The following is a 16464-nucleotide window of genomic DNA, read 5'->3' on the forward strand; positions in this document are numbered from 1 at the left end:
CCGGTCGCGCACGCGCCGCGGACCGGGGCACCGCGCCCCTGCTTGTTCGGCTACCCACCGCACCTGCGGTTACGCGCCCGCCGGGCTGTGATCCCCGCCCTGGTCAGGGCGCGGGTAGCGCGCCGTCGGGGTCGAGCTCGATGCCGAGCGCGCGCAGCCGGCGATCGATCAGCAGCCAGGACTCCGCGGTGAGCAGCTCGACCAGCTCGGTCTCGGTGGAGCCGCCGTGCGCCAGCCACCAGCGCACCGAGGCGTCGATCAGCCCGAGCAGCGCGACGACCAGCCGGTCCGCGGCGGCGGGGTCGGAGTTGAAGCGCGGGATGTAGCGCCCGGCCGCCTCGGAGATCTCCGAGGCGAAGGCGCTGCCGCCGAGCCTGGACTCCTCCTCGGCGCCGCGGGAGTAGTTGCGGCGCAGCAGGAACCGATACAGGTTCGGGTGCTCGCCCGCCCAGGCGACGTGCTCGGCGATCGGTGCGCGGATGACGTCGAGCGGGGTGCCGTCGATGGCGAGCGCGGAGCGGATGCGCTCGGTGAGCTCCTCGTGCGCGCGCCGGGCGACGGCGAGGTCGAGCTCCTCCTTGCTGGCGAAGTGCCGGTAGAAGTGCGTCCGGGCCAGCCCGGCGCGGTCGGCGATCTGGCCGGTGAGCGCGTCCGGGCCGTGCTCGGCGATGGCGGCGATGGCGGCGTCGACCAGGGCCCTGCGCCGCTCGGCGCGGACCGGGGAGGGCGCGGCGGCCCGGCGGGTGCCGGTGGTGTCGGCGCGTCCTCTCGTCATGTCGGGCAAGGCTAGCGGACTCGACGGCGGGGAGTGACGGGCACTACAGTAGCGCTGGGACACACTGTACCCGTTATTCACGGTTACAGAAGAACGAAAGGAACCCGATGGCCGCCTACCGGTCCGTGTGGATGGACGACGACCTGGACGCGCTGCGCTCGCTGGCGCGCGCGTTCTACGACAAGGAGGTCACGCCGAACATCGACAAGTACCTCGCCCAGCACCACGTCGACCGCGACCTCTGGAACAAGGCGGGCGAGCTCGGGCTGCTGTGCCTGTCCATCCCGGAGGAGTACGGCGGCGGGGGCGGCACCTTCGCGCACGAGGCCGTCATGATCGAGGAGCAGGCCAGGGCCGTCGACACCGCGTGGGGCGCCAGCCTGCACAACGGCATCGTGGCGCACTACCTGCTGCACTACGGCACCGAGGAGCAGAAGCGGCACTGGCTGCCGAAGATGGCCAGCGGCGAGGTGGTCGGCGCGATCGCCATGACCGAGCCCGGCACCGGCTCGGATCTGCAGAACGTCAAGACCAAGGCGCTGCGCGACGGCGACGAGTACGTGATCAACGGCTCCAAGACCTTCATCACCAACGGTTCGCAGGCCGACCTGATCATCGTGGTCGCCAAGACCGACGTCAGCCAGGGCGCGGCGGGCATCAGCCTGGTGCTGGTCGAGGCGGACCGGGCCGGGTTCCGGCGCGGGCGGGTGCTGGACAAGATCGGGCAGAAGGGCCAGGACACCTCGGAGCTGTTCTTCGAGGACGTCCGGGTGCCGGTCGCGAACCTGCTCGGCGAGGCCGAGGGCCAGGGCTTCGTGCAGCTCATGCAGCAGCTGCCGCAGGAGCGGCTGATCATCGCGGTCGGCGCGGTGGCCGGCATGGAGACGGCGCTGGAGCACACGCTGCGCTACGTCAAGGAGCGCGAGGCGTTCGGGCGGCCGGTCTTCGGCTTCCAGAACACCAAGTTCAAGCTGGCCGAGGTGGCGACCGAGGCGCGGGTGGCGCGGGTCTTCACCGACGACTGCGTGGCCAAGCACCTCGTCGGCGAGCTGGACATCCCGACCGTGGCCATGGCGAAGTGGTGGACCACCGACCGCGCGCTGGCGATCTCCAGCGAGTGCCTGCAGCTGTTCGGCGGCTACGGCTACATGACCGAGTACCCGATCTCGCGCATGTGGGCGGACAGCCGGGTGCAGATGATCTACGCGGGCACGAACGAGATCATGAAGGAGATCATCGCGCGCTCGCTCTGACGCGCTGCCTGCGAACCGGGCGGTCTCCGCGGAGATCGCCCGGTTCCGTGTTTCCGCCCACGCGGGCGAGTACATTCCAGCCCGGAACCCATCCGAGCACCGAGGCATGTCGAAAGCCAGTCATGCGGACAGGGACGCGACCATGACCAATGAACCGGCGTTCGCGCCGATTCGCCTGCACAGCGCCGACACCGGCGAACAGGATCCGGCGTGCCCCGCCGACCCGGCCGGCCGCGCGGCGACCACCGCGCAGAACCGGCAGCTGATCGGGCTGCTCGCCGCCGTCGCGGGCGGTGACCGGGATGCCTTCACCGACTTCTACCGGCACACCAGCCACCGCGTGTTCGGGCTGGCCGTGCGGGTGCTGCGCAGCCACGCCGCCGCCGAGGAGGTCACCCAGGAGGTGTACCTGCAGGCCTGGTCCATGGCGGCGCGCTACGACGAGACCAAGGCGAGCCCGATCGGCTGGCTCATGATGCTCACCCACCGCCGCGCGGTGGACCGGGTGCGCACCGAGCAGAACGCGGCCAGCCGCGACTCCGTCTACGGCCATGCCCACCTCGGCCGCGCGCACGACAGCGTGGCGGAGGAGGTCGGCCAGCGGCTCGACGAGCAGGCGGTGCTGAACTGCCTGGAAACGCTCACCGCGACCCAGCGCGAGGCGGTCGGGCTGGCGTACTACACCGGCCGCACCTACCGCGAGGTGGCCGACCACCTCGCGGTCCCGCTGCCCACCCTCAAGAGCCGGATCCGGGACGGGTTGAAACGGCTGGAGACCTGCTTGACCGGAAAGACCAGCGATGCCTGACACCGACCGCGACGACCTGCTCGATCTCGCGCCCCTCTACGCCCTGAACGCCGTCGACCAGCAGGAACGCGCCGCCATCGAGGAGCGGCTCACGCGCGCCGACGCGCCGCTCGCCGCCCGGTTCGCCGACGCGGTGGACCGCACGCACGACGTGCTCGGCGAGCTGTCCCTCGTCGACGCCGTGCCGCCGCCACCGGAGCTGGAGGGGCGGCTGCTGGCCGCGCTCGACCAGCTGCAGCCGGGCGGCGTGCGGGATATCCGCAGTGCGCGGCGGTTCTCCGGGAAGCAGCTGGGCTGGCTGGCGACGGCCGCCGCGGTGCTGGTCGCCGCGCTGGTCGGCGGTGCGGTGCTGGCCGGGCGGGACGCCGGGTCGCCGGACCAGCGGATCACCGCGGCGACGGTGCTCGAGCAGGCGGACGCGCGCGCCGCGACCGTGGCGGTGCCGAGCGGTGGCTCGATCACGGTCAACTCGTCGAGTGCGCTCGGCGCGGCGGCGATCTCGTTCGCCGCCATGCCCGAGCTGCCCGCCGACCGGGACTATCAGCTCTGGATCATCCACCCCGGCGGCGACCCGCTGCCGGACGCGGTGGTGCCCGGCTCCGGGGAGGTCGTCGCCGAGTACACGGCCGCCGACACCATCGCCGTCACGGTCGAGCCCGCCGGTGGCTCGCAGGCGCCGAGCGGGGCCCCGATCGCGGCCATGGTCATGGACTGACCAGTCCGCGCACCGCGCGGAGACGAACTCCTCCGGCATCCCACACGATCTGGAGGGCGCGATGACCGCGACCGAGCAGCACAGCCCCGGCCGGGTGGCGGCCGCGCTCTCCGGCGTCCTCGCCGCGGGCCTCGTCCTCGGCGTCGGGCACCTGGTGGCGGCGGTGGTCGAGCCGGCCGCCTCGCCGTTCCTCGCCACCGGGGCGGCCATGGTGGATCGGACGCCGCGGGCGCTGAAGGACTTCGCGATTCGCGAGTTCGGGAGCAACGACAAGCTGGTGCTCTTCGCGAGCATGGCGGTGGTCATGGTGCTGCTCGCCGCCGTCGCCGGGCTGCTGGAGCGGCGGTTCCGCTTCGCGGGGTGCGGGGTTCTCGCGGTGCTCGGGCTGGTCGTGGTCGGGGCCGCGCTGCAACGGCCGGGCGCGACAGCGCTTTTCGCGGTGCCCGCGGTGCTCGGGGTCGTTGCCGGAATCCTCGCCCTCCGCGTCCTGATGCGGGTCGCAGGCGACCGCGCATCGAGTGCCGCGCCCGCCTCCGGCACAGCGTCCACGCCGACACCGGCCGCATCCGACCGCCCCCGGGACCATTCGCGGCGCGGGTTCCTCGGGATCGCGGCCGGGGTCGGCGCGCTGGCCGTCGCCACCTACGCCGCCGGGCAGTACGTCGGGCGGGCGCTGCGCGATGTGGCGGCGGACCGGGCCGGTTTCGTCCTCCCCCGCCCGGTGCGGCCCGCTCCCCCGATCGCGGCCGACGTCACCTTCCCAGACCCGGGCATCTCCCCGTTCAGCACGCCGAACGGCGACTTCTACCGGGTGGACACCGCGCTGCAGCTCCCCGCGCTCACCTCGGACGAGTGGCGGCTCCGCATCCACGGCCTGGTCGACCGCGAGGTCGGGTACACCTTCGCCGACCTGCGCGACCGCGCCGCCGCCGAATCCACCTTCACGCTCACCTGCGTCTCCAACGAGGTCGGCGGCGACCTGCTCGGCACCGCCACCTGGACCGGCTACCGCCTCGCCGACCTGCTCGCCGAGGCGGGCCCACGCCCGGACGCCGACATGGTGCTCTCGACAAGCATCGACGGCTTCACCGCGAGCACCCCGCTCGCCGCGCTCACCGACGGCCGCGACGCGCTGCTCGCCGTCGGCATGAACGGTGAGCCGCTCCCGGTGGCACACGGCTACCCGGCGCGCATGGTGGTTCCGGGGCTCTACGGCTACGTCTCCGCCACCAAGTGGGTGGTCGACCTCGAGCTCACCCGCTTCGACCGCGCCACCGCGTACTGGACCGACCGCGGCTGGACCGCCGAGGCCCCGATCAAGACCTCGTCCCGGATCGACGTCCCGGCCTCCTTCGCCACCGTGGACGCCGGGCGGGTGGTGGTCGCGGGCGTCGCGTGGGCGCAGCGGAAGGGCATCGACCGGGTCGAGGTGCAGGTGGACGACGCCCCCTGGCAGCGGGCCGAGCTCGCCGCCGAGTACTCCGTCGACACCTGGCGGCAGTGGCGCTTCGCCTGGAATGCCGCACCAGGCGCGCACACGCTGCGGGTGCGCGCCACCGACCGCACCGGCGCCACCCAGACCGACGCCCGCGCCCGCCCCTTCCCGGACGGCTCCACCGGCTGGCACAGCCGCGTGGTCACGGTGCGCTGAGCGCACCCCCGAGCGGGCGGGTCGCGGTGGCGGCGAGCTCCTCGTGCTCGTCGTTGATCAGGTGGTAGGCGGCGGCGAGGTCGTCGAGGGCGGCGCGCCACAGCGTCTCGGTCTCGGCGCCGAGCGGGTGCCTGCTCAGCTGCACCAGCACCGCGGCGGCGTCGGCGGCCCGCGCGGCGGCGTCGAGCAGGACCGGAACGGGTTCGGCTGCGGCACCGGCGGCCAGCACCCCGATGCGATTGCTGAGCTGACGCGCGTCGAACCGGGCACGCTCGGCGGTCACCTCGGCGGTGGGCGGGAGCTCGCCCGCGGCGGCGCTCCAGCGGCGTTCGCGCTGGTCCGGGTCGTCGGCGGTGCCGATCACCCGGCGCACCTCGTCACCGAGCACGCGGTGCACCAGACCGGCCAGTTTCGCCTGCTCCACACCGTGATCCGGATCCACCGGGCGCAGCACCCCCGGCTCGTCGGGCTCCACGTTCAGGACGGCGAGCACCGCCCGCAGCTGTGCCATCGTGACCATGCACCCCACCTTTCCCCTGATCGGGCCGCCCACGCCTACCCGATAGCGGAATAGTAACTATTCCCCGGCCGGTGCGGGGGCGGCACGGCGATCCGGGTGCGCGCCGACGACCCCGAGCAGACCGTCCAGCTGGAATTCGAAGAGCTCGGCGCGGTCGGCGAAGGTCCGCTCCCCGTACATGTCGAAGACGTCGGCGCTCACCGCGCCGATCAGCCCGGCGTACAGGGCGGTGCCGCGGGCGATGAGCCAGTCCGGCAGCGGCAGCCCGAACTCCGCGCGGATCGCCTCGAAATCGGCGCGCAGCGCGGTCGATGCGGCGGGTACCGCGTCGGGTTCGGTGAGCGCGCCCGCGGCGCGCGCCTCGCCCAGCAGCCGCATCATGGCGACGATGAGCCTGGTGCCGGACTGCACGGTCTGCTCGGCGGGCGCGTGGTAGCCGGGCACCGGGGTGCCGAAGAGCAGGCCGTAGCGGGCCGGTTCGGCGAGCGCCCAGCCGCGCAGGGTGCGGCCGAGCACGCGCAGTGCGTCCACCGGGTCGCCGGGCTCGGCGGCGAGCGCGGCGTCCACCTCGTCGCCGAGCGCGGTGTAGCCGTCGATGAGCAGCATGGTCAGCAGCTCGTCGCGGCTGCGCACGTAGCGGTAGACCGCGGACGAGACGACGCCGAGGTCGCGGGCGACGGCGCGCAGCGAGAGCGCCGCGGCGCCGTCGGCGGCCAGGTGCCTGCGACCGATCTCCAGGATGTCGGTCATGGTCTGCGCCCTGGCGCGGTCGCGGGGTGTCGGCATGGTCCCAGCCTGACCGTCGAGGGAGAGCACTGTCAACTCTTGCGAGCGCTGCTCCACAGAAGGTGTAACCGGCAGTTTCGCGTACAAGCTACCGAGGAGTAGTGTTGCCTCCGTCACTACTCGCCCCGGATCGAGGAGCAGCCCATGGACCAGCGGACGACCGACTACGACGTGCTGATCGTCGGTTCGGGGTTCGGCGGCAGCGTCACCGCGCTCCGGCTGGTCGAGAAGGGGTACCGGGTCGCCGTGCTGGAGGCGGGCCGCCGCTTCGCCGACGACGAACTGCCACGCACCTCGTGGGACCTGCGCAAGTTCCTCTGGGCGCCGAAGCTCGGCTGCTACGGCATCCAGCGCATCCACCCGCTGCGCAACGTGCTCATCCTGGGCGGCGCAGGCGTCGGCGGCGGCTCGCTGAACTACGCGAACACCCTCTACGTGCCGCCGGAGCCGTTCTTCCAGGACCCGCAGTGGCGCGACATCACCGACTGGCGCGACGAGCTGACCCCGTACTACGAGCGGGCCAAGCAGATGCTCGGCGTGGTGCGGAACCCGCACATGACCCCAGCCGACGAGATCTTCAAGCAGGTCGCCGAGGACATGGGCGTCGGCGACACCTTCGTGCAGACCCCCGTCGGCGTCTTCTTCGGCGAGCCCGGCGAGACGGTGCCCGATCCGTACTTCGGCGGCGCGGGCCCGGAGCGCACCGGCTGCCTGGAGTGCGGCGACTGCATGGTCGGCTGCAAACACGGCGCGAAGAACACCCTGGTCAAGAACTACCTGTACCTCGCGGAGCAGGCCGGGGCCGAGGTCGTCCCGCTGACGACGGTGACCGGGCTGCGGCCGCACAGCGACGGCACCTGGGACGTCACCACCGAGCGCACCGGCGCCTGGCTGCGCAAGCGGCCGCACACGTACTCGGCCGCGCAGGTGGTGCTGGCCGCGGGCACGCTCGGCACCCAGAAGTTGCTGCACGCCATGCGCGACACCGGCACGCTGCCCGACCTCTCCCCCCGGGTCGGCGAGCTGACCCGCACCAACTCCGAGTCCATCGTCGGCGCGGCCACCCGCACGGTGAACCCGGACATCGACGTCACCCGCGGCGTCGCCATCACCTCCTCCATCCACCCGACCCCGGACACGCACATCGAGCCGGTGCGCTACGGCCGCGGCTCGAACTCGATGGGGCTGCTGCAGACGCTCATGGTCGACGGCGGCGGCCGGGTACCGCGCTGGCTGCGCTTCCTCGGCGTCGCGCTGCGGCACCCGCTCACCCTGCTCAGCTTCCTGAGCGTGCGGAACTGGAGCGAGCGCACCATCATCTCGCTGGTCATGCAGCACCTGGACAACTCCATCACCACCTACACCACGCGCGGGCTCTTCGGCCGCAAGCTCACCAGCAGGCAGGGGCACGGCGAGCCCAACCCGACCTGGATCCCGGCGGGCAACGACGTCACCCGCCGGGTCGCGGAGAAGATCGGCGGCGTGGCGGGCGGCACCTGGGGCGAGGTGTTCAACATTCCGCTGACCGCGCACTTCCTCGGCGGCGCGCCGATCGGCGCCGACCGCGAGCACGGTGTCATCGACGCCTACCACCGGGTCTTCGGCTACCCGACGCTGAGCGTGGTCGACGGCGCCGCCGTCTCCGCCAACCTGGGCGTCAACCCCTCGCTCACCATCACCGCCCAGGCCGAGCGGGCCGCCGCCTACTGGCCGAACAAGGGTGCGGTCGACCAGCGGCCGCCGCAGAGCGAGAAGTACCGCCAGGTCGCTCCCGTCGCCCCGGAGCGCCCGGTGGTCCCGGCGCACTCCCCCGCCGCGCTGGTGCTCCCGATCGTGCGGATCACCTCCGGGCAGCCGCGCACGCCCGCGGTCGGCTGACCCGGCGGAGCCGGCTCGGGCTGCCGTGCTCGGCTCCCAGCAGACCGGTCCGGCTCGGATGCGCGTTTCGCGGACCACACCGGCCCGTTCCTCGTAGATTGACCGATATCCCCACACCGGTACGGCCGAGCGGAGCGTGCAACTGTGCCAACGGACGAAATCGACGCCGACTACGTGATCGTCGGGGCGGGCTCCGCGGGGGCGGTGCTGGCGAACCGGCTGAGCGCCGACGCCGCGACCCAGGTCGTGCTGCTGGAGGCCGGGCCCGCGGACAAGAACCGGTTCGCGCACATTCCGGCCGGGTTCGCCAAACTGTTCCGCAGCGAGGTGGACTGGGACTACCTGACCGAACCGCAGGAGCAGCTCGGCAATCGGCAGATCTACTGGCCGCGCGGGAAGATGCTGGGCGGCTCGTCGTCGATGAACGCCATGATGTGGGTGCGCGGGTTCCGCGCCGACTACGACGAGTGGGCGCTGCTCGCCGGCAGCGAGTGGGGGTTCCAGGCCGCGGTCGAGCAGTTCCGCCGGATCGAGACGGTCGAGGGCGCCGAGTTCCCGGACGAGGGCACCACCGGCCCGCTGCACATCCAGCACCAGCGCAGCCCGCGCGGGCTCACCGCCGCCTACCTGGCCGGGGTGCAAGAGGCCGGGTACCCGGTGGAGCCGGCGAACCGGCCGGACCCGCAGGGCTTCACGCAGACCATGGTGACCCAGCGCGCCGGCCGCCGGTGGAGCACCGCCGACGGCTACCTGCGCCCGGCGCTGCGCAGGCCGAACCTGCGGGTGCGCACCGAGGCGCAGGCCACCCGGGTGCTCTTCGACGGCACCCGCGCGGTCGGCGTCGAGTACCGCCACGGTGGGGCGACGAAGGTGGTGCGGGCGCGGCGCGAGGTGGTGCTCAGCGGCGGGGCGATCAACAGCCCGCAGCTGTTGCTGCTCTCCGGCATCGGCGACGCCGATCAGCTGGCCGCGCACGGTATTCCGGTGGTGCGGCACGCCCCCGAGGTCGGCGCGGGGCTGCAGGACCACCTGGTGGCCGCGCTCGGGTACGGGGTGCGCGGCGATTCGCTCTTCGCCGCGGAGAAGCCGCGCGAGCTCCTCGGCTACCTGCTGCGCCACCGCGGGATGCTCACCTCGAATGTCGGCGAGGCGTACGGCTTCGTGCGCAGCCGCGGTGATCTGGAGCAGCCCGATCTCGAGCTGCTCTTCGCGCCGGCGCCCTTCTTCCACGAGGGGCTGCGCGACGCCGAGGAGCACGGCGTCGTGCTGGCGACGGTGCTGCTGCGCCCGTTCAGCCGCGGCGCCATCACCCTGGCCTCCGCCGACCCGCTGGCCAAGCCGCTCATCGACCCCCGCTACCTGACCGACAGCGACGGCGCCGACCGCGCCGCCATCCTCGCCGGGCTGCGCGCCTGCGCCGAGATCGCGCAGACCCCGGCGATGAAGGCGGTGCTCGGCGACCTCATCTACCCGCCGGAGGCACCGCCGGAGCTGGCCGCCGCCGCGGAGCTCAGCCTCGAGGGGTACTCGCACACGCTGTACCACCCGGTCGGCACCTGCCGGATGGGCACCGACGCGGCCAGCGTCGTCACCCCGCGGCTGGAGGTGCGCGGGGTGCAGGGCCTGCGGGTGGCGGACGCCTCGGTCATGCCGCTGCTGGTACGCGGGCACACGCACGCGCCCGCCGTGTTCATCGGCGAGCAGGCGGCGACGTTCCTGCAGACCTCCTGAACCGGATCGCCGCGCAGCACGTGGAGTAGGTCATGAACGGGCTTCCGCTGCATCCCCTGGTCGTACACGCGGTCGTCGTGCTGGTTCCGCTGGCCGCGCTCGGGGTGGTCGCGATCGCGCTCCGGCCCGCCGCACGGGCGCGGTTCGGGTGGCTGGTGGTCGCGGTCGCGGGGGTGGCCGCGGGGCTCACCCCGATCGCCACCGACAGCGGCGAGGAGCTGGAGCACGCGCTGCCGGCCAACGAGCTGATCGAGCGGCACGCCGTACTCGGCGAATGGCTGCTCTACCTGGTGGTTCCGCTCTTCCTGGTGGCGCTGGCGCTCGTGCTGGTGGATCGGGCGGCGGGCGCCTGGACCCAACCGGTGCTGATCGTGCTCGCGGTGCTCGGCATCGCCCTCGCGGTGGGTGCGACGGCGCACGTGTACCGCGTCGGTGAGTCCGGCGCGCGGGCGGTCTGGGACGGGGTGGGCGCGCTCACGGCACCGCGGTGACCAGGGCCGCGACCGCCGCGGCGAGGTACGGCAGCGGATAGCCGATATCGCGGTAGGCGCGGGCGGCGAGCACGGTCGCGGCGGCGCCGAGGAAGTAGATGACCAGGCCGAGCGCGGCGGCGGCGCCGACCGCCGGGACCGCGAACCCGGCGAGCAGCCCGGCCGCGCCGAGCGCCTTCACCCCGCCGAGCCAGGGCAGGGCGCGGTCCGGGATGCCGTAGCGGCGCATGTTGCCGCGCACCCAGTCGGCGCGGACGAGATCGATCAGGGCGGCGATGGCGGCCAGGGCGGCGGCGAGCAGGGTGGTGACGATACGGGCGGTGGACACGGGTCTCCTTCGGGGCACGGGCGGCGTCGACTACGTGACGACCGACCGCGACGAAAGGTGACCGGTGCGCACTGCGGAGAAGCTGTTCCTGGCCGAGCGACCCCGGCTGCTCGCACTCGGCTGCCGGATGCTCGGGTCGGCCGCCGACGCCGAGGACGTGGTGCAGGAGGCGTGGATCCGGCTGTGCGGGGCGGGCGCGCCGGACAATCCGGCGGCCTGGCTGACCACGGTGACGACCCGGCTCTGCCTGGACCGGCTGCGGGCGAGGGCGCGGCGGCCCGAGCAACTCGGGGCGTTCACCCCCGAGATAGCGGGCGGGATCGATCCGGTCGAGGAGACGGTGCTGGTCGAGGAGGTGGGGCGGGCGCTGCTGGTGCTGCTGGATCGGCTGGGGCCGGAGGAGCGGGTGGCCTTCGTGCTGCACGATCTGTTCGCGGTGCCCTTCGCCGAGATCGCGCCGATGGTGCGGCGGACGCCCGCGACGGCCAAGAGGCTGGCGAGCCGGGCCAGGGCGAAGGTGCGCGGGGCGGAGGCGCCGGAGGGCGCGGCCCGGGATCGGGTGGTGGCGGAGCGGTTCCTCGCGGCGGCGCGGAGCGGGGACATCGGCGCGCTGCTCACCGTGCTGGCACCGGACGTGGTGCGCACCGCCGACCCGGCGGCGCTGCCCGCGGGTGCGCAGCCGGTGGTGCGCGGTGCGGATGCCGTCGCCAGGGAGACGGTGCTGCTGCGCGCCCGCGCCCGCGCCCGCTACGCCGCGGTACTGCTGATCGACGGCGCACCGGGGCTGGTCGTCGCGCCCGGCGGGCGGCTGCGCGCGGCCCTGCGGCTCACCGTGCGCGACGGCCGGATCGCCTGCTACGAGGTGATCGCCGATCCACCCCGGCTGGCGCCCCTGACGCTCGCGCTCCCTGGCGCGACGCCCGCGCGGCGCGGCGGAACAGCCGATCCCGAGCGACTCCCGCCCGCATCGGCACCCGGCCCCTGACCGCACGCGGACGATCGAGCGCGGGCGGCGCCGACCTCCCCGCTTCAGTGCGCCGGGACGCGGGCGAAGCCGAGGGGCGGGGTGGGGTACGGGTTGCTCCGCAGCACCGGGCGGAAATCGGCGAGTGCGGGCAATACATCGGTGTTACGCGCGGCGTAGCACCGGACCAGCGGCAGCCGCCCGGCTACCTCGGCGCGCTCCAGCGGCTCGGGGTCGACGAAGCCGATCACGTCCAGCCCGACGCCGAGCGTGCGAGCGATCCGCAGCAGCGCGCCGGACTTGCGGCCCCACCCCACCTCGACGGCGGAGAAGTACTCGAGCACGCCGTGGCCGCGCAGCGCCGCGATGGTGCGGTCGGGGTGGCCGCGGCCCGCGACGGCGTGCAGCACGCCGCGATCACGGAGCAGCCGCAGGGTGCGCAGCGCGGCGGGGCGCAGCGCGCCGCCGGAGCCGTCGCTGACGGTGCCGTTCCACAGCGTGTGGTCCGGTTCCCAGACCAGGCAGTGCAGAGCCGGTCTCATCGGCCCGCTCCTATCGGTTGTCGACGCGCGTGTCACGCCGATCGCGCCGCACCTTCCGCGGCGCGACACGAACCGGGCAAGCCCCCGTTTTCCGGTGCTGACCGGCCGGGGGCGGCACGACTCTACAATCCGCGGCCGCCGTAGGCGCCGCGTTCCGGCCGGACCGATTCGGACGTGACGCGACTCACGCCCGCTTTCGGCTACGCTTTCCGGACCGGCTGTGATCGGTCACAGTGGTATTTCGGGCGATGACGCCGGGATTCACAGAAGCACGGGATTCGTTCCCCGGACAGCGTGCTGCGATTACTGTGATCAACCTGCACAGCTAGTAAACCCGGGGGCAGAAGGAGTCGCCTATGTCCGTCGACAGTTCGACCAGAGCGGGCCTGACCCTGTCCGGAAAACCGATGTCGTCGTCCCTTCAGGACGTGCGGTCGCTATCCCGGCAGATGGTGGGGCATTTCGTCGCGAACGTCGCGCCCTGCGGGACCCTACCCGGCGACGCCATCTCCGGCGATGTCACCACGATCACTCGGGTCTGCCTCGAATTCGCGGTCAGCATGCTCGACGGCAAGGACATTCCGGAGAAGTTGCAGCGGCTGCAGGACGCCGCGGCGGGCTGGGCGCGCGAGGGCGTGCCCATCGACACCATCCACCACTCCATCCACGAGGGCTTCAAGATGGGGCTCGATCTCGTGGTCTCGCAGGCCAGCATCAAGGACTACGAGAACCTGGTCGACGGCGCCAAGACCGTCGTCGAGATGCTCGACATGATCACCACCACCATCTCCATGGCCTACGTGCGCGAACTGCGCTCGGTGGTGAGCGAGCACCACACCGCGGTGCACACGCTCACCTCCGCGCTGCTGGGCGGGCACAGCACCTCGACCATGGCCCGCGAGTGCGGGATCGCCATCGCGACGTCGTACGCGGTGCTCGCGGTCGCCATCCCGCCGCACCGGGACGAGGCCAACCCCACCCTGGACGGCCTGGTGGTGGCCAGGCGCAAGCTGCGCCGGGTGCAGGCCGAGCTGGCCACCCGCTGCGGGGAGAGCGCGCTCTCGCTGCTGAGCGTGGACGGCGGCACCGTGCTCATCCCGGCGACCCGGTTCGACCGCGAGGGCTTCGACGCCCTGGTCGAGCAGCTGTCCCGGGCGGCGCAGGTCGGCATCACCGCGACCGTGGTCGAGGCGACCCCGGAGCAGATCCCGGACGCCGCCGACCAGGCGCACGAGCTGCTGGACATGGTGCAGCGGCTGCAGGCCGTCGCCGGGCTCTACCGCTTCGACGAGCTGGCGCTGGAGTACCAGCTCACCCGCCCCGGCCCGGGCCGGGAGTACCTCGGCTCGCTGCTCGACCCGCTCGACGAGCACCCGGAGCTGCTGGAGACCCTGCAGCGGCACATCGCCAACAACCTGAACCGGCAGCGCACCGCGCGCGTCCTGCACGTGCACACCAACACGGTGGACTACCGGCTCAAGCGGATCGGCCAGCTCACCGGCTTCGACCCGTCCCAGCCGTCCGGGCTGTGGTATCTGCGCTCGGCCCTGGTCGCGCGCACCTATCGCGCGTCCTGACCCCCGCGTCCGTACGGCCCCCGGCAGCCCGCCGGGGGCCCGTTCGGCGTCACGGGCGGCGGATCATGGTCCAGAAGCGCGGCATGCCGTCGGGCTGGTGGGTGGAGGCGACGTCGAAGCCGTGCCGCTCGTAGAACGGCACGTTCGCCTCGTTCACCGTCTCCAGGTAGGTGGGGTGGGCGGAGTCGGCGAGCACCGGGTCGATCAGCGCGGCGCCGTGCCCGCGGCCCTGCTCGTCCGGGTCGACGCCGAGGATGAACAGGTGCAGGAAGGGCTGCTCGAGCACCGCGCGCTGGGCCCGCTCCAGCTCGGAGGTGAAGGCGCCGAAGCGGCGGAAGGCGCCGATACCGAGCCGGACCGGCGCGCTCAGGAAGCCTGCGCCCGCCAGTTGGCGCAGCCCGAGCCCGCGGCCGGGCAGCAGCCAGATCGCCGCGCCCGCGCCGGGCCGCTCGTCCAGCCTCCCGTACTTCCGGCCCAGCCGGGCCGAGGTGTCGAAGAACCAGGGCAGCACCGCCGCGCGGCGCGCCGGGTCGGGCTGGATGTAGGTGAACATGGGATCGTCGTGGAAGGCGCGGGCCAAGATCCTGCCGGGTCCGGTCATGCCGGGATCGTAGAGCGCGAAGCCGTCCGTGGCATGGGGTACAGCGCTGCGCGCAGCGAGATTCCGATCTTCGATCGGGTCTTCCGATCGGCACCGATCAGTATCGGCGGAACCTGAATTCGGTTGTGCGCCAATCGTTGACCTGGTCCGATGGGCCGTGCTGGAGTCGATCCCATGTCTGCAGAGCACGAAGAGGTCCGGCGTTCCGGGAACAGATTGGGCCGCAGCCGGGCGTGGCCGATCGCGGCGGTGATCGCGGTCGTCGCGGTGGTGGTGGCGGGGGTCCTACTCGCCACCCGGTCGGGCTCGGACGCCGCGGCGGACTCGCCCGCCCGCAGCGGGACGCTGACCTACGCGGTGGCGGGCACCCAGGTCTCGCTCGACCCCGCCGTCGCGGCCACCGCGGTGACCAGCGTGATCAACCGCAACATCTTCGACTCGCTGGTGGTGCAGACCGGCCCGGAGAGCTTCGGCCCGTGGCTGGCCAGCGAGTGGAGCGTCGCCCCCGACGGCCGCACCTACACCTTCACGCTGCGCGCGGGGGTCACCTTCCACGACGGCACCCCGCTGGACGCCGCCGCGGTGCGCGCCACCCTCGACCACGTGGTCGACCCGCAGACCAAGTCCGCCTACGCGGCCTCGCTGATCACGCCGTACCAGGAGACCAGGGTGCTCGACGCCCGACGGCTCGAGGTGGTGCTGAAGCAGCCGTTCACCCCGTTCCTGCAGGCGCTCTCCACCCCGAGCCTCGGCATCCAGAGCCCGCAGGCGCTCGCCGCGCCGGAGTACCGCCCGGTGGGCACCGGCCCGTTCGCCTTCGAGCGGTGGGAGCAGGGCAAGCGCGAGACGCTGGTGCGCAACGAGGGCTACACCTCGCCGCCGACCGGCGCGGAGAACCGGGGCGCTGCCTACCTGGACCGGCTGGTGTTCGAGTTCGTCCCGGAGGACGCCACCCGCTACGGCGCGCTGATCAGCGGCCAGGTGCAGGGCATCGCCGGGGTGCCACCGGTCTCCGCCGGTGACCTGTCGGAGCTGGACGGCTTCGAACTGCACAGCACCGAGACGCCGGGGCTGAACTACAACGTCTACCTCAACCGCTCCCGCGGCGCGCTGCGGGATCCGCTGGTGCGCCGCGCGCTGAGCTCGGCGGTCGACGTCGAGGCGCTGGTGCGCAGCGTCTACTTCGGCCGCTACCCCGTGGCGGACAACGCGCTGAGCCCGACCACGGCCGGCTACGACGGGGGCGCGAACAGCGAACTGGCGAAGCACGATCCGGACGCGGCGCGCAGGCTCCTCGACCAGGCCGGGTGGACCGGGACCGACGCCGACGGATACCGGGTCAAGGACGGCAGGCGGCTCACCCTGGTCTGGCCGTACTGGCCCGAGGGCACCAAGGACCAGCGCGAGGTCATCGCCGAGGGCTTCAAGGCGCAGGCGCGCACGGTCGGCATCGAGATCGCCAGACCGACCGTCGACACCGGCACCTACGTCGACCGCTACCTGATCGGCGGCGAGTACGACCTGGTCGACGTGAGCTTCGCCCGCCCGACCCCGGACGTGCTGCGCTTCGCCTTCTTCTCCGCCAACACCTACGCGAAGGCGGGCGGCAACGTGGCGCTGGTGGACTCGCCCGAGATCGACGCCTGGGTCACCGAGGCGGCGGCCGACCCGGCCAGGGCGGGCACGGCCTACTCGGCGGTGCAGCGCGAGGTGCTGAAGCAGTCCTACATCGTGCCGGTCTACACCCCGGTGAGCCTGACCGGGTTCGCGGATTCGGTCCGCGGGCTGGTCTTCGACGCGCAGACCTACCCGCGCTTCGCCGACGTCTGGCTCGCCTCCTGAGC

Annotated in this window: 16 protein-coding genes; 10 read left to right on the plus strand and 6 right to left on the minus strand. The window is 73.0% G+C overall.

What is annotated here, in order from left to right; genetic code table 11:
• Positions 1 to 103: 103 nt before the first annotated feature.
• A complete protein-coding gene (locus tag LTT61_RS03390) occupies positions 104 to 775 on the minus strand; it encodes a TetR/AcrR family transcriptional regulator (protein WP_233018452.1) in 672 nt (223 codons plus the stop codon).
• A 107-nt stretch (positions 776 to 882) separates the two neighbouring features.
• On the opposite strand from LTT61_RS03390, the gene LTT61_RS03395 reads away from it, so the two are divergent.
• From LTT61_RS03395 to LTT61_RS03410, 4 genes are all read left to right on the plus strand, one after another.
• Positions 883 to 2028, plus strand: a complete 1146-nt coding sequence (locus tag LTT61_RS03395) for an acyl-CoA dehydrogenase family protein (protein ID WP_233018453.1) — start codon at positions 883 to 885, stop codon at positions 2026 to 2028.
• A gap of 142 nt (positions 2029 to 2170) precedes the next feature.
• Positions 2171 to 2836 carry an ECF RNA polymerase sigma factor SigK gene (sigK, locus tag LTT61_RS03400; RefSeq protein ID WP_233018454.1) on the plus strand — a complete coding sequence of 222 codons (666 nt, stop codon included), beginning with the start codon at positions 2171 to 2173 and terminating at the stop codon, positions 2834 to 2836.
• Positions 2829 to 3551, plus strand: a complete 723-nt coding sequence (locus LTT61_RS03405) for an anti-sigma factor (protein WP_233018455.1) — start codon at positions 2829 to 2831, stop codon at positions 3549 to 3551. The genes sigK and LTT61_RS03405 overlap by 8 nt, the downstream gene beginning before the upstream one ends.
• A 61-nt stretch (positions 3552 to 3612) precedes the next feature.
• Positions 3613 to 5202 (plus strand): molybdopterin-dependent oxidoreductase, encoded by a 1590-nt coding sequence (locus LTT61_RS03410; RefSeq protein WP_233018456.1) that lies wholly within the window; start codon positions 3613 to 3615, stop codon positions 5200 to 5202.
• Here the strand turns inward: LTT61_RS03410 and LTT61_RS03415 are convergent.
• On the minus strand, positions 5189 to 5722 hold the full coding sequence (locus tag LTT61_RS03415) for a hypothetical protein (protein ID WP_233018457.1): 534 nt from the start codon (positions 5720 to 5722) through the stop codon (positions 5189 to 5191). The two genes, LTT61_RS03410 and LTT61_RS03415, sit on opposite strands and share 14 nt — an antisense overlap.
• A 57-nt stretch (positions 5723 to 5779) precedes the next feature.
• A complete protein-coding gene (locus LTT61_RS03420; RefSeq protein WP_233018458.1) occupies positions 5780 to 6508 on the minus strand; it encodes a TetR/AcrR family transcriptional regulator in 729 nt (242 codons plus the stop codon).
• A 144-nt stretch (positions 6509 to 6652) separates the two neighbouring features.
• Here LTT61_RS03420 and LTT61_RS03425 point away from each other — a divergent pair, with 144 nt between their 5' ends.
• The 3 genes from LTT61_RS03425 to LTT61_RS03435 all read left to right on the plus strand — a co-directional run bounded on the left by LTT61_RS03425 (position 6653) and on the right by LTT61_RS03435 (position 10608).
• Entirely contained in the window at positions 6653 to 8386 is a 1734-nt protein-coding gene (locus LTT61_RS03425; protein ID WP_233018459.1) for a GMC oxidoreductase, read from the plus strand.
• 144 nt (positions 8387 to 8530) lie between these two features.
• A complete protein-coding gene (locus LTT61_RS03430) occupies positions 8531 to 10117 on the plus strand; it encodes a GMC family oxidoreductase (RefSeq protein WP_233018460.1) in 1587 nt (528 codons plus the stop codon).
• Between the two features lie 32 nt (positions 10118 to 10149).
• Positions 10150 to 10608, plus strand: coding sequence for a DUF2231 domain-containing protein (locus LTT61_RS03435; protein ID WP_233018461.1), 459 nt, complete (start codon positions 10150 to 10152; stop codon positions 10606 to 10608).
• Here LTT61_RS03435 and LTT61_RS03440 read toward each other — a convergent pair.
• Entirely contained in the window at positions 10592 to 10936 is a 345-nt protein-coding gene (locus tag LTT61_RS03440) for a DoxX family protein (RefSeq protein WP_233018462.1), read from the minus strand. The two genes, LTT61_RS03435 and LTT61_RS03440, sit on opposite strands and share 17 nt — an antisense overlap.
• Before the next feature lie 64 nt (positions 10937 to 11000).
• Between LTT61_RS03440 and LTT61_RS03445 the strand changes: the two genes are divergently transcribed.
• Positions 11001 to 11921 (plus strand): sigma-70 family RNA polymerase sigma factor, encoded by a 921-nt coding sequence (locus LTT61_RS03445; RefSeq protein ID WP_233018463.1) that lies wholly within the window; start codon positions 11001 to 11003, stop codon positions 11919 to 11921.
• Positions 11922 to 11965: 44 nt separating this feature from the next.
• On the opposite strand, the gene LTT61_RS03450 is transcribed toward LTT61_RS03445, so the two are convergent.
• Positions 11966 to 12442: a hypothetical protein gene (locus LTT61_RS03450; protein WP_233018464.1), complete on the minus strand. Its 477-nt coding sequence runs from the start codon at positions 12440 to 12442 to the stop codon at positions 11966 to 11968.
• A 356-nt stretch (positions 12443 to 12798) separates the two neighbouring features.
• Between LTT61_RS03450 and LTT61_RS03455 the strand changes: the two genes are divergently transcribed.
• Positions 12799 to 14019, plus strand: coding sequence for a PucR family transcriptional regulator (locus LTT61_RS03455; RefSeq protein ID WP_233018465.1), 1221 nt, complete (start codon positions 12799 to 12801; stop codon positions 14017 to 14019).
• A 49-nt stretch (positions 14020 to 14068) separates the two neighbouring features.
• Here LTT61_RS03455 and LTT61_RS03460 read toward each other — a convergent pair whose 3' ends face one another.
• Entirely contained in the window at positions 14069 to 14620 is a 552-nt protein-coding gene (locus tag LTT61_RS03460; protein WP_233018466.1) for a GNAT family N-acetyltransferase, read from the minus strand.
• A 174-nt stretch (positions 14621 to 14794) separates the two neighbouring features.
• Here LTT61_RS03460 and LTT61_RS03465 point away from each other — a divergent pair, with 174 nt between their 5' ends.
• A complete protein-coding gene (locus tag LTT61_RS03465) occupies positions 14795 to 16462 on the plus strand; it encodes an ABC transporter substrate-binding protein (protein WP_233018467.1) in 1668 nt (555 codons plus the stop codon).
• Positions 16463 to 16464 lie beyond the last annotated feature (2 nt).

This window comes from Nocardia asteroides, from assembly GCF_021183625.1.
Classification (GTDB): domain Bacteria; phylum Actinomycetota; class Actinomycetes; order Mycobacteriales; family Mycobacteriaceae; genus Nocardia; species Nocardia asteroides_A.